Origin of the sequence: Halostagnicola sp. A-GB9-2 (assembly GCF_030068615.1) — an archaeon.
In the GTDB taxonomy this organism is placed as follows: Archaea; Halobacteriota; Halobacteria; order Halobacteriales; family Natrialbaceae; genus Halostagnicola.
This window is the reverse complement of sequence record NZ_JASJOC010000009.1, coordinates 109820-124797: the sequence shown is the minus strand read 5'-3', so window position 1 is coordinate 124797 and position 14978 is coordinate 109820. Positions and strand designations below refer to the sequence as shown.

Here is a 14978-nt window from a genome sequence, read left to right as displayed (position 1 = left end):
ATCATAGTCGTCGAGGTCTTCAACATCATCGTCGTGTGGCGCAGTCTGCGTTACTGCGTCAGCTGGTGCTGAACGGTCACCGATCGTGAACAGGTCACGGTCGTGGCTTTCGTCGATGAAGTCTTCTTCAAAGAGACCATCGGTGGTCGTGTCTTCACCGATTTCGAGATCCCAGGTTTCTGCAGGCAGGGTGTCACCATCATCAAGTTCGCTGTAGATGTGGTAGTCATCAACAGTTGCATTGTGGACGGTCCATCCTGCTGGTTCTCCGCTACCGGAAGCCTCGTTACTACCACCAGCAGTTTCTGCACCTGCTTCGAACGTGTTGTGTTCAAAGACAACCTCGTCTTCATCGATGTCGAGGGTCATGTTCACAACGTGGTTCTCGTCAAGGTCACCGAAGGAGAACGCAGCTTCGTCAGCATTTCCAACGTCAACGGTGATGTTACCGATCTCACCTTCTTCAACGCTAGCAACATCGACGAATTCAATGTCATCGTCGTCATCAGTCACTTCGATCGTTACATTGTCGACGCTGAGAGAGTCAGTGACGTTGAACTCAAAGTCGTACTCGCCTGCCTCGATGTCAGTGTTTCCGAAATTAGCATCGAATTCGACATCATCTTCATCAGCGAGGTCAACTTCGAGGGCAACGACATCCTCGTTCTCGGATGCGGTGTGGATTTCGTCAATTGCGTCGTCACCATCATCGAAGAGGAGTTCAAGATCCTCCTCGTCAAGATCATTCGCCGAGACGTTCACGAACTGTGTGGTTCGCTCGGACTCAAACTCAACAGTGACGTCATCCTCTTCATAGACACTGTTTCTATCGAAGTCAACGTCAAGTTCCTCGGATAGTGCCCAGAAGCTTGTCTCGTGCCAATCGTCAGAACCGTCACTGACGATCGAATACGGTTCTCCTTCTTCAAGTTCCTCAGAATCGAGTGTTGCCTCATCTCCGCTGACGCGGAGAGTGGTGACCGGGGACTCATCTGTACCATCTTCATTGAGTCCCTGGTAAATCTCAATTCCGTCAGCGTTCACGTTCGTGAACTCTATTTCTTGACCGATCCATACGTCGTCAATTCCGCCAGCACTGTCGTCACCATCATACGATGGGCCGTCTTCGTCGTAGGCATTTGTAGCAGCTGCTGCTCCCGCAAACGCTGCGGACATAGCTACGACAGACAGAACCATCATCACGGCAAGGAACAGTGCGCGTCCCTTCTCGCGATATGAATTTTCGTTTCGTGTACTCATTTATTATGTTATGTTGTCTGCTTTCGGTTAGTTCGCGTACGATTCTGGAGGCGACCGTGACCGTCGTCCAACATCTCCTCAAGTTCCTACAGGCCGCCCGGGATAGGGGTGATCGCAACTCTTTCAGTATTCGGCATAAGTCTTGTGAATCGATAAATTAGTTTCACTGACTGTTTCACAGACTGCAAAAAGCGATATACAGGGCCTCTATCGGGCACATAACTTATTCAAAACTGCAACAGCCCTGGAATGTCAGTCAATCAGAACTGTTAATAATTTGGGGACCCGAGGCGTGGGTAAGGGTACTGCACCCTGTCTCACCCCGCAGTGGGTTGAGATTCACCACCCTCGCACTGGCAAAAACCGGGTAGGGCTTGTTTTTCTCAGTGCGGTGTGGTTTCTCGAGGTGCTAATCGTTAAAACGGTATCGTGTAGATGGCTTTGATTTGCGTGAGGAGTCTCCTTGAATTCTTTGAGTGTTGTACACTTTGTTCGAGGGTTCGTCATTATCCTCCGAAGAAAGTCCCTTCTTCACCCTGCGCACATACTTTGGAATTTTCTTCGCCATTTTTGAGTATATTTTGAGAGTAACCATACAGAAAATGTAGAGCGAGCCGAGATATATGCCAGAAAGTATTGTACTTTCTGTATCCCATGCATATGTTGCGGCATATCCACCTGCGAAGCCGAGAAGAAAATCTCGAAACCCAAAGCGTACATCTGTTATATACTCCGCCATATTCGTATTCGGTCATTGTTAGACGAGCCAGAAAGAGATATTGGCCGTGTTATAAAAGATCGTTCACGGCCTCCTCGGGCCCGACGTCGTACTCGAGCAACCGATCCGCCGCCAACTGCCAGGCGTGCTCGGCGAGCTCGGGATCGACGTCTTCGAACTGGACAGAGAATCGAGTCAGTGCCACCGCGATCAGGAGATCGTCGTCTCTATCTGCGGACATCGGGGTGTCTGGCCGCGGTTTCGTATTTAAACCGTCGCACAAAAAGGACGGCGTCGAGTGGAGCGTGCCTCTGAAAATGCGTCGGGAAGGACTGGCGATTTTTGGTGTGTTAATCGATCTGTTGGCAACAACAGATTCCCCCCATTCCTCCCGTTCGCGAGTAGATGTTGGAGCATGCACACATCAATCTTGTTGCCAGTTTGATATACTAATTTGGAGTGGAAATGGGTGTCGTGACCTCGAGGGGGAAAGGAAGGGTAGAACGCCAGGTGGGGATTAGCAGGCTGGGGGGAAGCCCACAATCCTGGCGTGAGTGGAATTACCACGATCTCCTATATGAACTACCGGGTGATTTCGAGCGGTGAGTCGAGCGGCCTGCTAAAATCGGAACTGTCGGAAGCGGCCTGGATACGACTTTGCGGGTTCGAGCGGAGGCGTTGGGTATGCGAGAAGCCGAACGCGAACCGCTCGTGCTCAAACACGAACTCTCAGAGTTGTACCTTCGGCTTCGCGATCACGACGTCTCGAGTATCGTCCGCCGACTGCAGAAGGGGTTCGTCAGTGGCGAGTTCCTAGCGCTTCGAGACCGCGGTCGCGAGGCGATCGTCTTCCGGAGCTCGTACCACGGGTTAGGGGAGATCGTCTCGTATCGAGTGTTGGATTCGGGCCACACTGCGTGGGATGAGGTTCTCTGCGCGACCGACGATCCGACGGAGTGGCTCGAGCACCATCGCGACGAACTCGAGTGGGTGCATTACGAGTGGCGGAACGGAGATCGATCTATTGATTGGAAAGATGATTGAAAGTCCCGTATTAGGTCTGATTTAGATACGATAACAACCACTATCTGTGCCATTAGCCGTGCGTAAAGATTTAATAGGACTCTATAGCATAGACAAACCCGTACCACATATCACACAATGTGGCATGTGGAGAAGGTGCCACCAAGAGCGTTACCCGCTCTGGCGGTAATCTACGTACAATTCGCCTGTCCAGGCGACCATCGCAAGCATCCATGCGGTTATCGCGAGAGCAATGGCGACCCTAACGCCATTTGCACCCACGAACGCTAAACCGATTCCGCCGCGTGCGAAGGTCGTATATAGATGCCCGGTGATGGCATCACGACAGGTCAGTTTTTTCGCGTGAACCCGTCAAACGCGGTCACGATTACTGTGACGAAAGTCTGGTATTCATGCATTCCTCATAAAACGTGATGATGTAGTTCGTTTTCGCCTATACTACATAACACCCAATTATAACAGAACTTGTGATCCCTGTGCTGTATGACAAAATCCGGTCTGAGACACTTCCCGCAGGTGTTCGTACCTGAGTCTACACATAATTTAATAGCCACCACGATATTCGGCATGTATGACATCTAAGAGAGATTCAGATGGGAAATTCGTTTCAGAAAACAATGACTGGGATCGTTCGGGTATAGAGTGGCTTGCGGCCCTTCTGGCGTTAGGTGTTGTGTCTATTTTAGTAATTATCCTTGGGATCCTCTTCCTGTAAAAGAACCTAATCGCCGGCTTGCTGTTCTGCGACTTCTATTCGGCGCTCGAGAAAGTCCTCGTCGAGCGCGTAGGCGTGCGCCCGTCCATCGTTCTCTCGTCGAACGACGCCAGCCTCGAACAGCGCCTTGCACGCTTGCCGAACCGTCGTGTCCGATCCTTCGGTTAGTGGTTCGATCTCACCCACCGATAACGGCCCGCCATCGGAGCTCGCGAGGACAGCCAACACCCGATCAACGTGCTCACCGGAACGATCGCAGTTGTCCTTCGCGACGTCGACGGCGCTTTGGACAGCGTCGTGCTGGACGAGATCCCCAAGATCATCCTCCGTGTTGCCGCCACTCTCCTCGAGGCGTTCCTTTTCGGCTTGAAGTTGTTCGATCGTTTCTTGTGCGTCCTCGAGACGATCCCGAAGCGCCGCAACCTCGTCGCCGACGTCGTCCTGGTCGCCGATCGTCGCGAACAGTTCCTGCGCTTTCTCGTCAGTCGACCGCAACCCGTCCGGAGCGCTCGCGAACCACACTTCGATTTCGTTCATCCGGTCCTCGATACGTTCGGCTTCGTCGACGCGATCTTCGATCCCCCGGAGTCGTTCGACCTCGGTCGCGAGGTCGTCGCGTTCGTCCTGGATATCTTCCAGTTCGTCCTCGAGGGTGTCGACGCGATCGCGAAGCTTGGCGATCGTCTCGTTTTTGCTCTCGAGTTGGTCTTCGAAGTCCTCCGGAACGCCGACATCGTCGCTGTCCCCGCCCGAGAGTGCCTCGGCTAGCTGGGTCGCGGCGTTGCTGACGTCCTGGGCCTGATCACGCTCCTGTTTCAGCTCCTCGATGCGCTCGTCTTTCTCATCGAGGCGTTGCTCAAGGCGGGCGACCTCGTCGCGACGCTGGTCGGCGGCGTCGGAGATCTCCGCGAGCTCGTCGACGATATCCCCGTCGATCGACTTGAGTTCAGGCCGGTCGATGTCGTCGAGCCCAGGTGTCGCGCCGGCATCGAAGGTCCGCTTCCGACGGAACTGAACCTGCTCGACGTCTTTTTCATCCCAATCGGCTTGCACGAACGCCTCGCCATCCTCGAGACTTGAGACAGCGTCGGCGTGGTCGGAACCGATCACGTCCCGGACGACGTCGACGTCGTTCCCCCAGGTGAGTCGATGCCAGACGAGACAGTCCGCCTGGGTGATGAACGCCTTGTCGACGTCGGCGGGGCGCTGGCTGAAGCCGGCGATCCCGAGGCCGCGCTTGCGACCACGCTTCGCGATGCGCGTGAGAACGTCCCCAACGTCGCCAGCCGATCCTTGTTGGGGGATGTACTCGTGAATCTCCTCGACGAGAAGCAGGAACGGTTGCATCGCCTGCTGCTCTTTCGCGAAGAGCTCACGAGCAGTTTCGCGGACTAGGGCGTCGGCGTCGTCGCCGTCGACGTAACCCGAGACATCGAGCACGATCGGGACGTGTTGCTCGAGGGCGAGCTCGGCGAGCTTCTCGGCGTGATCGGCGGTCACCTGGAGATCGCACTCTTCGGTCGCGCCTACGTGGAGGACTTCGTATGTTTCCTTGAGTCCCCAGTACTCGCCGTCGACGTCGACGATCAGGAGTGGATGCCCGCGCTCGAGGAGTTCCTCAGCGACGACGGACCCGGTGTTCGACTTCCCAGCGCCGGACTTGCCGGTCGCGAACAGCCGGCCCGTGAGGATGTCCTCAACGGGGAGTTCGTAGGCTTCTCCGGCAGTGGTTTCGCCGACGGAGACAGTCTGGTCCTGGTCGTGACCGCCGTCAGGTTTAGTCGCCGTGCTCATCGGGATCACCTTCACAGACGACATCGCGCAGTTCTTCGAGCAATTCCGGATGGTGTTCCTCGAGAATTTCGATGTCGCTCGTCAACTCATCATTGATCCGCGAGCGTACACGCGAGACAGATTGCATCCGCTGCGACTCCGATGCGTCGCCCTCGCCCGAGATATACTCGCGGTCCGTGTCCGTCATGATCGCACGGTACCGTCCCATTCTGGGTGTTTGATTTTGCGCCATTGCAAATGAACCTTCTTCCTCAACTGTCTAAAACTTTGCGCCTATGCATACGTTTGCGCTACTGCAAAACACTTAATATGCACCAGTGCAAAGTAGTAACTGAGCACGGGATGCCTCGGAAAATCTGAGGCCAGTGCTGAGACACTGACCCCGTGCCTGGATAAGGCAATGTCAACTACGACAACCCCACAAAAGACGGTTACGGACGAATCGGAAACGGAAACCACCCAAGTCGACCTAAGTGCGGTCGCTGGCGAGCACACGGCAATGGCCGATGAACTCCCAGATTTCGACGTTTTTCACGTTGCACGGCAGTTCGCGACCGACGCCCTCGAGAACGCAGTCGCGGAGGCGATCTGAAATGGCGATTACCTCGAAAGACGTTCGCGAGGAGGACGCCGAACCGCGCCTAGAAGACGAGTTCCACGCGGAGGCACTCGAAATCGAACGTGCGAAGGCGACGACTGCACCGGAAGTGCGGTGTGATGGCGGCGAGTCGGATCACGCCGAACTCCGCGAGGATGAGACCCGAGACGACGACAACCTTCACGCGCGGCGAACCCAGGAAATGAAAGAGGCTGCAGAAGCCGAACTCGATCTCGGCCCCGTCGACGTCGGCGATCACGTCGAGGATCGCGAGGACGACAGCGACAAGACGATGGTCGTCGTTCGAACGCCCCTCGAGCCGGCCAACGAGGTCGACGCCCGGGGCGGGAAGACAGTCGCGGAGTGCAACCCCGAGTACCCAGCTGACGATGACGTCGTCGTCATCAAGTACGCAGAGCGGACGAGCACCGATCTTGGACCACTGCAGGGGTACGCGTTCCCGCGCTCGAGGCTCGAAGTCACTGCTCGAGTTCACGATCGCGACGGCGACCAGGAGGTGAGCGAGTGATGCCGTTCAACGGCCCTGGCTACGAGCCGAGCCCGGACCTCCCGGACGGGCTCTCCTACTGTGTTCAGTGCGGGACAATCATGGTGTTTCACCGCGAGCGTGACTGTCCGTCGTGCACGCTTGCCGAACGACTCGACGATATCGAGGAACAACTCGACGAACTCGGAGAGGACGACGAGACGATCGCCGAGCACATTGTCGAGTCGCACGAAGCGATCGACGAACGCCTCAAGGACCTCGAGGAAACCGTCGAGCGCCATGACCGTGACATCGACACCATCGACGGTGGTTTTTGATGGCGGTCGCCGAATTCCCACAGGCTGACCTCGGCGATCGCGAGCAGCGCGCTCTCGAGCAGTACCTCACCGTCCTCGAGGACGACCCGCGCGTTCGCGGCGCTGACGACCTGTTCCTGGTCGTCTCCGAAAGCGGCTCGGAGTACCTCGTCGACCTCGAGGGACTCTCGAACTGCGAGTGTCCGGATTCGACATACAGGAACGTAACCTGCAAGCACATCCACCGCGCGCTGTTCGCGACGTCCCGGCGGCCGATTCCCGAGGGCGTCGATCGGGACGTCGTCGACGAGCAGTTGGGAGAGCACACTTCCGGTGAAATCAGGTGGGGATGATGGCTGGCGCGTTCGATGTCCAGTGGACCGGTATCGACGACATTGCACGGAAGATAGTGTTTGAACCGCTCGCCAATGGTGGTCACATGCGTATCGAGTATCGGTGGACTGGCAACAAGTGGGTTCCTGAAGGGCGCGAGCCGGTCGAGGAAGTCAATCTCGAGTGTGCCAGCAGGCTTTAGTTGTAGATACGAAGGATCAAGACCTGTCTTTAGGTCTTGGATCGTTCCCACCCGGCAAAAGCCAGGAGTAAACATTTATTGGTGTGCTCTAGAAGATTAAGGTAGGAAAAATAATCCTTAGAACGCCAACAATGACCCAAGAGATTCTATTACCCCTTGCGATGTTGTACGCCAATGGCAAGGAGTCTGTAGAGGGGGCTACGCGTTTTCAAAAATTAGTATTCCTTTCGCAAAAAGAAACCGACGTTGAGAAAACATTCATGTATCGGTCTGATGACTTTGGGCCGTTCTCAAAGGAACTTCACGCAGCACTTGAGGAGTTGGAAAATCGCGGGATTATTGATCGGACAATACGGACAAACCGGAGTGGAAAGGAAACATACATCTACACGTTAACTGGGTTTGGTGAGAGAATTATTGAACAAATCCAGGAGAACAATGATGCTGAAGAGTTCGAAGACCTGCTCGAACAGGTAGAAAAAACCAAGTCAGAATACAATAACATACCTCTAGACCGTCTTTTGCAATATGTATACTCTAACCACAGAAACTACACAAACAACAGCAAACTCGACAATATATTAGAAAAACTTCCTGGTAGCTGATCTGGTTTCAATCTTCGTCTTCGGAATCCGGTTCGTTCTTACTGAAATCCACCATCGTTTTTTGGATGTATGAATTTCTGATTTCGTCGGATATTTGGTCCCGATATTGCTCTACCAGATTTCCAAACGAAAGAGAGATGTTTGTATACGGGTCTTCTTCGGTAAACACGACATACGAAATTGCTGGCTCCTTGATCAGCATGCTACGGCCCAAAGATGTTGTATGCCCATCGCCATCGCCGTAGGCGTATTTTATTTCCTTTGGCTCTTCTATATACAAATCGTGGTCGCGTTTGTCCCAAGCAGCTTCGTTGAATTGGCCTCTGATTATCGATCCATCTTCAAGAATTACTTCTATCTCCTCACTCTTTGACTCTTGGAAGGCATAATGCCAGGGGGGACGACGGTCGAGGACTTGGTTATTGAACGTATGAGAATTCCTATAAACTCCAAATAAGTACCCAAGGACAATTGTAAATAGGAAATGTATGGTGTAGAAAGCTATAATCACGGGGAGGGCTAAAGAGAGTAACTGACCATCTGAGAGTATACCAAACCAATTCGCCAATGATTCAGCTGAAGATTCAATTGTCTCAAAGTGTATGCCAGTGGATAGATATAAGACAGCCAACGATAACAGACTCAGAAAGATGCTGAAGACTATCCGTTGGAGACGATTTAGATTAGTTCGCATTCCTACCTTTCGGTAATATACTTCGATGGCTACTATCCCCGGCACGAGAAGTAATATAACCGCGATTAAACTAAACGCAGAATATAGAATGTCCATTGTCTATCAGTGTAAATTCATGCTATATATGTATCTAGGATGTCTGATCAGTAAATAGTCCTACTTAAACATGCCTTCCAGTGTGGTTCTTTCTTTACCAGCTGAGATACCAATTGACGGGTTCTCCGGACATATCCGGGTAGATGAAAATAGAAAATAATTAGTGTTCTGGTGGACTGAACGATTCAATCAGCTGTCGCGGGAGCTTGGAAATGGTGCCCAACACGCCTTTTATATCAGCGTTTGAAACTATCACCGATGATCCAAAATGTGTGGGTATTTCGCGATGACTACCGCGCGGACATCATTCATCGCGATACAGAACTGGAGCATCTTTCTCGTCGGCTAAAGCCAGCTTTGGTGGGGGAAGAAGCTGCAGATGCATTGATCTACGGTTCGAGCGGCGTTGGAAAAACAGCGAGTAGCGCCTACCTCCTCCGGCAGCTGAATCAAAGCCGATCCATCGGATCGGCGACGATCGAGTGTGCTGGGAAAACCGGGTACGGCGTGATATACGAAGCACTCGACTGCCATCGAACGACGACTGCGATTCAACCGAACGCCCCGACCAGAAAGCTCATTCGGACGCTCCGGAAGATCGTCGACGAACCCTATGTGCTCGTCCTGGACGAAGCAGACACGCTTCCGAACCTCGAGTTGCTCGAGGAGCTTCTGCAGATCCGCGGGATCTCCGTGCTCGCGATCACGCACGATAACGACGGGTGGCTTTCCCGACTTCCCGGCGATCTCGCCGAACGATTCCGAGGAGACGGCGAGGTCCATTTCGGGAAGTACAACGATAGCGAGCTCGTTGATATTTTGGAACCACGAGCAAAACGGGGACTCGAGGTAGGCTCAGTCCGATCGGGACAACTCGAGTGGATCGCCGCCGAAGCCGAGGGCGAGGCTCGGTTCGCGATCATGTCGCTGTTGTCGGCTGCTGAGCTCGCAGAGGAACGCGGCCACGATCGGATCGGTGAAAGCGATATCGACGACTCGTTTGCTCGAGCCAAGCGAAACGTTCGCGAGAGCAATCTTCGAAGTCTTCCACCAGTCTACAAAGTCACGTACGAACTGGTACGTGGCTACGGCCCTGGTGGCGTAAAAAGCACGGAGCTGAAAGAGGTGTACTTCGAGCAACGCGAGGAGATTTTCGGACAGCTTGACCGGGATCCGGTCGGGTGGCGAAGCATTCGGGGGTATCTCTCAAAACTGGATGACTACGGACTCATCGATAGCAAAGGAAACACGTCGGATCTCCGATTCTGGGCGACGGACCCGGAAATCAAACCCTGGATAGATATTGAGATGGGGACGGTAACGGCCTGATTTAGTCAGCTGTCGCCACTGCTGGCGTTTTCGGATTTCCCTCTTCGTCCTCCTCAAGCTCGTCGAGCGCCAAATCACGCAACCATCCTGAGATCCCAGAGTATCCTTCTTTGGCCGCTTTTACACGGATTTTCTGTTGCTCCTCTTCCGTAACGTATGCGGAAATCTGTTTATCGCGCTCGGCCATAGTGGTGCCATTCTACCACAACACCATAAGAATGTAGCATTCATAGGTACCACATTAACAGTACAACATCCGATAGTATTATGTCGATAGGTTAGTATGGTAGTAACATGGCGCGACCGTCGTTCACAATGGCTGATGAAATGTTGGAGGACCTCGAAAGTCGTGTCGGCGAGGACGGGAACAGAAGCCGATATGTTCGCGAAGCCCTCGTCGCGCGCTTTGAGGCTGAAGACAGTGGCGAATGGGAGCCTCCCGAATCATACACTGTCGAGACGAACGCGCTGTAGAGCACAGACTACCAATTGAACTGCAGACCGGCGCGTCCCAGCGCGCCGATCAAAACCCTAACAGCATGCACACGTACGTCCGTTCCGAGGTTAGTTACCCAGCGGATAAGACCGTTGACGCGCCGGTAATCAGCTCTTACCGACTGGTAACCAGCTTGGAAATGGCGCACAACACTTTTGTAGGTCATCGACACGAACAGAACAATCGACCGTACGCGACAACTACCGAGGACGTCCCAACGTACCAAGCAACGACGCCCTCGGTAGTCCGCGAGTCCCACGAGCTTCAATCCACACACGTAGGACAATGACTACTCAATCCACACACGCACAAGAACGTACCGACACCGAACCCCACGACCACGAGAACGTCGACCCCGAGCAGTTCGTCGACGTCCACCAACTCCGAAGCGGCGACGTCTATTTTGTCGACCCCGACGCCGACGCACCCACCGACAAACGCTGGCTAAGCGCTGAAGCGACCGTCAATGCTGGTGATTGGCGGTGACCGTTGTCGGCACGCTCGTCGACGGCCTGCTCGGCACCGAGACCGACCGCACGCCCGAGACGCCACTCAAGATCGACGACGTATCGCTCATCGTCGACAACGAACGGCGGCGGCTCACACTGCACGCACTCGAACGTGCCGACGAGCCGATCCCGCTAGGCGACCTCGCCGAGATCGTCGCCATGGGCGAGCTCGAGAAGCCGCCCGCCCAGGTCAGCGGGAAGGAACGCAAAGCCACCTACATCGCACTCTACCAGACGCACCTTCCGCGCCTCGAGCGCATCGACATCGTCGCGTACGATCGGATGGCCGACGGCATCGAGAAAGGCACGGCGTTCGCACACGCCCACCGAATCCTCGAGGCCGTCTACACCGAGGTTGAGGGCACCGAACAGATCGATGGAGGCGAGCGGCGATGACATCGGTCAACTCCTGGTACCCCGAACCGGTCGAGATGGACGGTCCCGGCCTCGAGTGGGGGCCGGTCCAGTGGGCCAAAGCAGGCACGTTCTCCGACGACGAGCACCCGCAACTGGGCGACAACGAGCGCCGATTCTACACGATCGCCATCCGTCGTGGGTGGTCAGAGGAGACCGACGCCGCCTCGATCGCCGTGCTCGGTGTCACTCGAGATCTCGAGAGCGGCGCCGAGACCCGCTACCGCGCCGACAGCGAGAACTGGACGCCGGTTGATCGCGACGGCATCCCACCATCGGTGTGCAAACGACCACCGAGGGATTCGAACATCCCGGTAGCGCGGAAGGCAAAGTTCCGTAGTGTCCTCGAGCGCGCCCACGACCGTGGTAACAACCCCGTCGACACGCGTTCCGACAGCGCTAGCGAACTGCGCGCCGACGGCGGCACCCGCGAATCCGAGCAAGTCGATCGCGCCGTTCGCGAAGCCGCGACGCTCATCGACGCCGGCGACTCGAAACGCGTCGCGATCAGCTACGTCGTCGACGAGTACGACCTCGAGCATCGCCGGGATGACGTCCACCAGCGCGTTCGCGAGCGGCTCGAGCACAAGGTGGTCGCCGACGGCGGCCACAACCCCGAGGATCTCGTCGTTCTCGGGTGCGAACCCTGCGACTATGAGACAGTGGTCGCCCTCGGGACGATCTCGATGACGAGCTGTCCCGACTGTCAGGGCGATCTCGAGACCGACCCTAGTCGAGTCGCCCACCAGTGCCCTGAGTCAACCGCAAACCACGTCATAATCGAGACGAACGAACGCTGTCCGTTCTGTCAGACGATCCAAAAACGGGTTGCTACTGACGGTGGTGTCGACCAGGACGACGAGTACTTCGTTGTTGACGAGTCGCGTGCCGCCGTCGTCGCAGGACCGTTTGACGCGAAAGAGCCGGCAGCTTCCGATGCCCGTGAACGCGGGCCGGGTCACATCGTCACGACCGAAGGCTCACTTGAATTGATTGCGCTGACATCGAATACGTCGATTCGGTGGGAAAACGACGACGTCGATATCGTCACTGACGGTGGTCGTGAGGCGTTCCTATCCGGTGACTCCCACTGGTGCGACCTCTGCGATAGACCCTTCAGCACACTCGGCGAACTAATCCGCCACGACTGCCAGAACCAACAGATTCGAGCCGACGGCGGTCGGCCCGAACACCAAGCCACTTGCGACGATTGCTCGTGGTCCTACCGCGACACGGATCTCGTCGACGTCTCTGACGAGATGGAACGCCACGCGCGAAAGGAGATGCATGATGTCGACCTCGAGCGGGCGATCGCGACCGACGGCGGTAACGTTGTGAACGGCACTGAACGATGTTCGTGTGGCGAGTCTGCCGAATGGACGTGGTTCACTGGAAAGGGAGCGATGGGCGCGTACTGTCCGGAACACGCTCGAGAGGAACTCCCAGAAGAATCGGCGCTGCCAGCATACAAGGATCCGATCACAACCGCGGAGAACGTGACTCTGCTTCGTGGACAGGTCGCGATCGTCCCTGGCGGCGGCGTGAAGCCGATCGGAAGGGTATACCCGGTCGTCCGGTCGAAAGAGGCTCTCGATCGCTACCTGCAGGAGGGAACTGACCAGCCAGCACTTGAGAGCTCCACCGGAACCAAAGGGGGTGACTGGCGGTGAACGAAATCGTTCCCGAGGACTTCGACCTCAAGCACGCCCGTCAGGCACCGTCGACGACACCACACAAGGAGCGTCCACGCTGTCCCGAGTGTCGACAACTCGCGGTCAGGAAGAAAACAGGGAAACCGTCCGGCAGTCCGGATGGGCCATCGCACTACTGTAACCGCTGTGGTGCACAATTCGACGAGCCCGTCTACGGTGATTTCGATGAGTGAAGCCGCCGACGGGCTTCGTCGCCTCGCCGATGTCGTCGACGCATTCGGCGAGACGCCGATCGATGTTGATAGCGCTCGGTTGCTCGAGGCCGACGAGAACGAACTTCGGGGCCAGCTCACAGTCACTGTTCGCGACGACGATCTCGAGGACTTCAGTGCAACCACCGAACCTGACGATCAGCACGAGGAGACCGACGAGGGCGAGAAGGACACTCTCGATCATACCGTCACCGAGGATCTCGAGCTGGCCTACAAGGAGGCCGACGGCAATATCAGCGCCGCCGCCGAACGCTTCGAGGTCGGGTACGGTGCAGTCTACCGTCGGATGACCGACCACGGTGTTCACGAAACCAACAGTGACGAGAACGGCACCTCCACCGAGGACAACGAGTCAGAGTCAGAGGCACACGACCTCGAGGAGGACGCCGCGGACGACGCGCCGGCGGGCACCGGCGACGACGTCCAGGACGAGAGCGACGAGATCACTGCCGACGCCGTCGACGGCGAAAAGGATGAACCCGATATCGAGCTCCCGGACGGCGTGACAGCCGCGGACGTCCGGGTCGCGACCGACGAACGCGAAGGACTCGGAGACGTTGCCGACGACCTCGGCATCACGAGAGGCCGGGCGCGAGCGATCACGGTCGCACTCGACTGCTATGGAGATGTTCGGGACATCCCAGGAGGGCGACGATGAGCCAACGCGAGTGCTCCGTCTGCGAGCAAGAACTCGAGAGCCCGCTTGCCGGGCCTGCTCACGCGCGGAAACACAAAAACAAATTCGAGCAGATGGTCGGTCGGCCACCGGCGGACTACAGCGAGGTCCAGAACCTATTCACCGATGGGATCGTCCCCGACGATGCCGATCTCGAGACCGGGTCACCTACGACGCTCGAGCAGTTCGTCGACGGGCGAGCACAGCTGAACCCACTCGAGGGAGTCTTCCTGGTCGCGATCGTGTCGGCAGCCCTCTTACTCTCACTCCTGTTCGCCGAGGGGGTGGTGTTCGCGTGATGGCGAGCGCCGAGGATGTCGCCGATCGCGAACGCCGGCGTGCGGCTGAGCATGCGGTCGGCGAGATCCCTGACCACGTCCAAGACCGGTGGCCCGATCGGGCGCTCATCGACGACATCGATGTCGACCAGGCGTGGCGCGAGGCCGATCCGATTCACTACCCGAGCGCGCACCTCGGCGCAGTCGCGCGTTACCACCGTCGAAGTGATACCGTCATTCTCGCCCGACAGGGCGCGATCACGACGTGCATCGAGCTGATGGACCGGCCGTGGTCCGAGCGTATCTACATCCGTAATCAGGTGAGCGACCTATGAGCACGACCTCCACAACCCCAGATCCAACAGACGAAGCAGCAGAGACTGTCGAAGAAAACCGCGAGCTACTCGAGCGAATCGCCAACGCCGATCTTCCGATTTCGGAAGACATCGAACGCATCATCGAGATCGTCGACGGGGGTGAGGAGTGATG

At 56.3% G+C, this 14978-nt stretch carries 25 protein-coding genes; 18 read left to right on the top strand and 7 right to left on the bottom strand.

The genetic code is table 11. The annotated features are described in order from the left end of the window. The 3 genes from QNM96_RS18275 to QNM96_RS18265 form a co-directional block, all read right to left on the bottom strand. The coding region (locus QNM96_RS18275) for a surface glycoprotein (RefSeq protein ID WP_283838145.1) at positions 1-1260 on the bottom strand (1260 nt) is incomplete at its 3' end. A gap of 409 nt (positions 1261-1669) precedes the next feature. Next, on the bottom strand, positions 1670-1999 hold the full coding sequence (locus tag QNM96_RS18270) for a hypothetical protein (protein WP_283838144.1): 330 nt from the start codon (positions 1997-1999) through the stop codon (positions 1670-1672). Between the two features lie 49 nt (positions 2000-2048). Then, positions 2049-2219, bottom strand: a complete 171-nt coding sequence (locus QNM96_RS18265) for a hypothetical protein (RefSeq protein ID WP_283838143.1) — start codon at positions 2217-2219, stop codon at positions 2049-2051. Positions 2220-2662: 443 nt separating this feature from the next. Between QNM96_RS18265 and QNM96_RS18260 the strand changes: the two genes are divergently transcribed. Beyond that, positions 2663-3022 carry a hypothetical protein gene (locus QNM96_RS18260; RefSeq protein ID WP_283838141.1) on the top strand — a complete coding sequence of 120 codons (360 nt, stop codon included), beginning with the start codon at positions 2663-2665 and terminating at the stop codon, positions 3020-3022. A gap of 571 nt (positions 3023-3593) precedes the next feature. Then, the gene (locus QNM96_RS18255; protein WP_283838140.1) at positions 3594-3737 is read left to right on the top strand and encodes a hypothetical protein; all 144 of its coding nucleotides are present in this window, start codon (positions 3594-3596) and stop codon (positions 3735-3737) included. 6 nt (positions 3738-3743) lie between these two features. Here QNM96_RS18255 and QNM96_RS18250 read toward each other — a convergent pair whose 3' ends face one another. Beyond that, on the bottom strand, positions 3744-5531 hold the full coding sequence (locus QNM96_RS18250) for a DUF87 domain-containing protein (RefSeq protein ID WP_283838139.1): 1788 nt from the start codon (positions 5529-5531) through the stop codon (positions 3744-3746). Beyond that, the gene (locus QNM96_RS18245; RefSeq protein WP_283838138.1) at positions 5515-5739 is read right to left on the bottom strand and encodes a hypothetical protein; all 225 of its coding nucleotides are present in this window, start codon (positions 5737-5739) and stop codon (positions 5515-5517) included. The genes QNM96_RS18250 and QNM96_RS18245 overlap by 17 nt, the downstream gene beginning before the upstream one ends. A gap of 192 nt (positions 5740-5931) precedes the next feature. Here QNM96_RS18245 and QNM96_RS18240 point away from each other — a divergent pair, with 192 nt between their 5' ends. The 6 genes from QNM96_RS18240 (at position 5932) to QNM96_RS18215 (ending at position 8073) form a co-directional block, all read left to right on the top strand. Further along, positions 5932-6123, top strand: a complete 192-nt coding sequence (locus QNM96_RS18240) for a hypothetical protein (RefSeq protein WP_283838137.1) — start codon at positions 5932-5934, stop codon at positions 6121-6123. Position 6124: 1 nt separating this feature from the next. Continuing rightward, on the top strand, positions 6125-6658 hold the full coding sequence (locus tag QNM96_RS18235; RefSeq protein WP_283838136.1) for a hypothetical protein: 534 nt from the start codon (positions 6125-6127) through the stop codon (positions 6656-6658). Beyond that, positions 6658-6954 carry a hypothetical protein gene (locus QNM96_RS18230; RefSeq protein WP_283838135.1) on the top strand — a complete coding sequence of 99 codons (297 nt, stop codon included), beginning with the start codon at positions 6658-6660 and terminating at the stop codon, positions 6952-6954. The genes QNM96_RS18235 and QNM96_RS18230 overlap by 1 nt, the downstream gene beginning before the upstream one ends. Continuing rightward, complete coding sequence (locus QNM96_RS18225; RefSeq protein WP_283838134.1) at positions 6954-7286, top strand: SWIM zinc finger family protein; 333 nt, start codon at positions 6954-6956, stop codon at positions 7284-7286. The genes QNM96_RS18230 and QNM96_RS18225 overlap by 1 nt, the downstream gene beginning before the upstream one ends. Beyond that, the gene (locus QNM96_RS18220; protein WP_283838133.1) at positions 7286-7468 is read left to right on the top strand and encodes a hypothetical protein; all 183 of its coding nucleotides are present in this window, start codon (positions 7286-7288) and stop codon (positions 7466-7468) included. Before QNM96_RS18225 ends, QNM96_RS18220 begins: the two co-directional genes overlap by 1 nt. A 131-nt stretch (positions 7469-7599) precedes the next feature. After that, a complete protein-coding gene (locus QNM96_RS18215; RefSeq protein ID WP_283838132.1) occupies positions 7600-8073 on the top strand; it encodes a PadR family transcriptional regulator in 474 nt (157 codons plus the stop codon). Positions 8074-8080: 7 nt separating this feature from the next. Here QNM96_RS18215 and QNM96_RS18210 read toward each other — a convergent pair whose 3' ends face one another. Next, positions 8081-8863 carry a DUF6338 family protein gene (locus tag QNM96_RS18210; protein ID WP_283838131.1) on the bottom strand — a complete coding sequence of 261 codons (783 nt, stop codon included), beginning with the start codon at positions 8861-8863 and terminating at the stop codon, positions 8081-8083. 360 nt (positions 8864-9223) lie between these two features. Here QNM96_RS18210 and QNM96_RS18205 point away from each other — a divergent pair, with 360 nt between their 5' ends. Then, positions 9224-10192, top strand: coding sequence for an AAA family ATPase (locus tag QNM96_RS18205; RefSeq protein ID WP_283838130.1), 969 nt, complete (start codon positions 9224-9226; stop codon positions 10190-10192). Position 10193: 1 nt separating this feature from the next. Here QNM96_RS18205 and QNM96_RS18200 read toward each other — a convergent pair whose 3' ends face one another. After that, positions 10194-10379 carry a hypothetical protein gene (locus tag QNM96_RS18200; protein WP_283838129.1) on the bottom strand — a complete coding sequence of 62 codons (186 nt, stop codon included), beginning with the start codon at positions 10377-10379 and terminating at the stop codon, positions 10194-10196. Positions 10380-10486: 107 nt separating this feature from the next. Between QNM96_RS18200 and QNM96_RS18195 the strand changes: the two genes are divergently transcribed. The 9 genes from QNM96_RS18195 (at position 10487) to QNM96_RS18155 (ending at position 14976) form a co-directional block, all read left to right on the top strand. After that, complete coding sequence (locus QNM96_RS18195) at positions 10487-10666, top strand: hypothetical protein (protein ID WP_283838128.1); 180 nt, start codon at positions 10487-10489, stop codon at positions 10664-10666. A gap of 307 nt (positions 10667-10973) precedes the next feature. After that, positions 10974-11174 carry a hypothetical protein gene (locus QNM96_RS18190; protein WP_283838127.1) on the top strand — a complete coding sequence of 67 codons (201 nt, stop codon included), beginning with the start codon at positions 10974-10976 and terminating at the stop codon, positions 11172-11174. Continuing rightward, positions 11171-11593, top strand: coding sequence for a hypothetical protein (locus tag QNM96_RS18185; protein WP_283838126.1), 423 nt, complete (start codon positions 11171-11173; stop codon positions 11591-11593). Before QNM96_RS18190 ends, QNM96_RS18185 begins: the two co-directional genes overlap by 4 nt. Next, positions 11590-13281: a hypothetical protein gene (locus tag QNM96_RS18180; RefSeq protein ID WP_283838125.1), complete on the top strand. Its 1692-nt coding sequence runs from the start codon at positions 11590-11592 to the stop codon at positions 13279-13281. The genes QNM96_RS18185 and QNM96_RS18180 overlap by 4 nt, the downstream gene beginning before the upstream one ends. Then, positions 13278-13496 (top strand): hypothetical protein, encoded by a 219-nt coding sequence (locus QNM96_RS18175; RefSeq protein ID WP_283838124.1) that lies wholly within the window; start codon positions 13278-13280, stop codon positions 13494-13496. The genes QNM96_RS18180 and QNM96_RS18175 overlap by 4 nt, the downstream gene beginning before the upstream one ends. Further along, positions 13489-14193 (top strand): hypothetical protein, encoded by a 705-nt coding sequence (locus QNM96_RS18170; RefSeq protein WP_283838123.1) that lies wholly within the window; start codon positions 13489-13491, stop codon positions 14191-14193. Before QNM96_RS18175 ends, QNM96_RS18170 begins: the two co-directional genes overlap by 8 nt. Beyond that, positions 14190-14510 (top strand): hypothetical protein, encoded by a 321-nt coding sequence (locus QNM96_RS18165; protein ID WP_283838122.1) that lies wholly within the window; start codon positions 14190-14192, stop codon positions 14508-14510. The genes QNM96_RS18170 and QNM96_RS18165 overlap by 4 nt, the downstream gene beginning before the upstream one ends. Next, on the top strand, positions 14510-14824 hold the full coding sequence (locus QNM96_RS18160) for a hypothetical protein (RefSeq protein WP_283838121.1): 315 nt from the start codon (positions 14510-14512) through the stop codon (positions 14822-14824). Before QNM96_RS18165 ends, QNM96_RS18160 begins: the two co-directional genes overlap by 1 nt. Further along, entirely contained in the window at positions 14821-14976 is a 156-nt protein-coding gene (locus QNM96_RS18155; RefSeq protein ID WP_283838120.1) for a hypothetical protein, read from the top strand. The genes QNM96_RS18160 and QNM96_RS18155 overlap by 4 nt, the downstream gene beginning before the upstream one ends. Positions 14977-14978 lie beyond the last annotated feature (2 nt).

Excerpts from the sequence above, each read along its gene's own strand:
- QNM96_RS18270 (WP_283838144.1), bottom strand. The coding sequence starts at position 1,999 with ATGGCGGAGTATATAACAGATGTACGCTTTGGGTTTCGAGATTTTCTT.
- QNM96_RS18265 (WP_283838143.1), bottom strand. The coding sequence starts at position 2,219 with ATGTCCGCAGATAGAGACGACGATCTCCTGATCGCGGTGGCACTGACT.
- QNM96_RS18260 (WP_283838141.1), top strand. The coding sequence starts at position 2,663 with ATGCGAGAAGCCGAACGCGAACCGCTCGTGCTCAAACACGAACTCTCA.
- QNM96_RS18255 (WP_283838140.1), top strand. The coding sequence starts at position 3,594 with ATGACATCTAAGAGAGATTCAGATGGGAAATTCGTTTCAGAAAACAAT.
- QNM96_RS18250 (WP_283838139.1), bottom strand. The coding sequence starts at position 5,531 with ATGAGCACGGCGACTAAACCTGACGGCGGTCACGACCAGGACCAGACT.
- QNM96_RS18245 (WP_283838138.1), bottom strand. The coding sequence starts at position 5,739 with ATGGGACGGTACCGTGCGATCATGACGGACACGGACCGCGAGTATATC.
- QNM96_RS18240 (WP_283838137.1), top strand. The coding sequence starts at position 5,932 with ATGTCAACTACGACAACCCCACAAAAGACGGTTACGGACGAATCGGAA.
- QNM96_RS18235 (WP_283838136.1), top strand. The coding sequence starts at position 6,125 with ATGGCGATTACCTCGAAAGACGTTCGCGAGGAGGACGCCGAACCGCGC.
- QNM96_RS18230 (WP_283838135.1), top strand. The coding sequence starts at position 6,658 with ATGCCGTTCAACGGCCCTGGCTACGAGCCGAGCCCGGACCTCCCGGAC.
- QNM96_RS18225 (WP_283838134.1), top strand. The coding sequence starts at position 6,954 with ATGGCGGTCGCCGAATTCCCACAGGCTGACCTCGGCGATCGCGAGCAG.
- QNM96_RS18220 (WP_283838133.1), top strand. The coding sequence starts at position 7,286 with ATGGCTGGCGCGTTCGATGTCCAGTGGACCGGTATCGACGACATTGCA.
- QNM96_RS18215 (WP_283838132.1), top strand. The coding sequence starts at position 7,600 with ATGACCCAAGAGATTCTATTACCCCTTGCGATGTTGTACGCCAATGGC.
- QNM96_RS18210 (WP_283838131.1), bottom strand. The coding sequence starts at position 8,863 with ATGGACATTCTATATTCTGCGTTTAGTTTAATCGCGGTTATATTACTT.
- QNM96_RS18200 (WP_283838129.1), bottom strand. The coding sequence starts at position 10,379 with ATGGCCGAGCGCGATAAACAGATTTCCGCATACGTTACGGAAGAGGAG.
- QNM96_RS18195 (WP_283838128.1), top strand. The coding sequence starts at position 10,487 with ATGGCGCGACCGTCGTTCACAATGGCTGATGAAATGTTGGAGGACCTC.
- QNM96_RS18190 (WP_283838127.1), top strand. The coding sequence starts at position 10,974 with ATGACTACTCAATCCACACACGCACAAGAACGTACCGACACCGAACCC.
- QNM96_RS18180 (WP_283838125.1), top strand. The coding sequence starts at position 11,590 with ATGACATCGGTCAACTCCTGGTACCCCGAACCGGTCGAGATGGACGGT.
- QNM96_RS18170 (WP_283838123.1), top strand. The coding sequence starts at position 13,489 with ATGAGTGAAGCCGCCGACGGGCTTCGTCGCCTCGCCGATGTCGTCGAC.
- QNM96_RS18165 (WP_283838122.1), top strand. The coding sequence starts at position 14,190 with ATGAGCCAACGCGAGTGCTCCGTCTGCGAGCAAGAACTCGAGAGCCCG.
- QNM96_RS18160 (WP_283838121.1), top strand. The coding sequence starts at position 14,510 with ATGGCGAGCGCCGAGGATGTCGCCGATCGCGAACGCCGGCGTGCGGCT.
- QNM96_RS18155 (WP_283838120.1), top strand. The coding sequence starts at position 14,821 with ATGAGCACGACCTCCACAACCCCAGATCCAACAGACGAAGCAGCAGAG.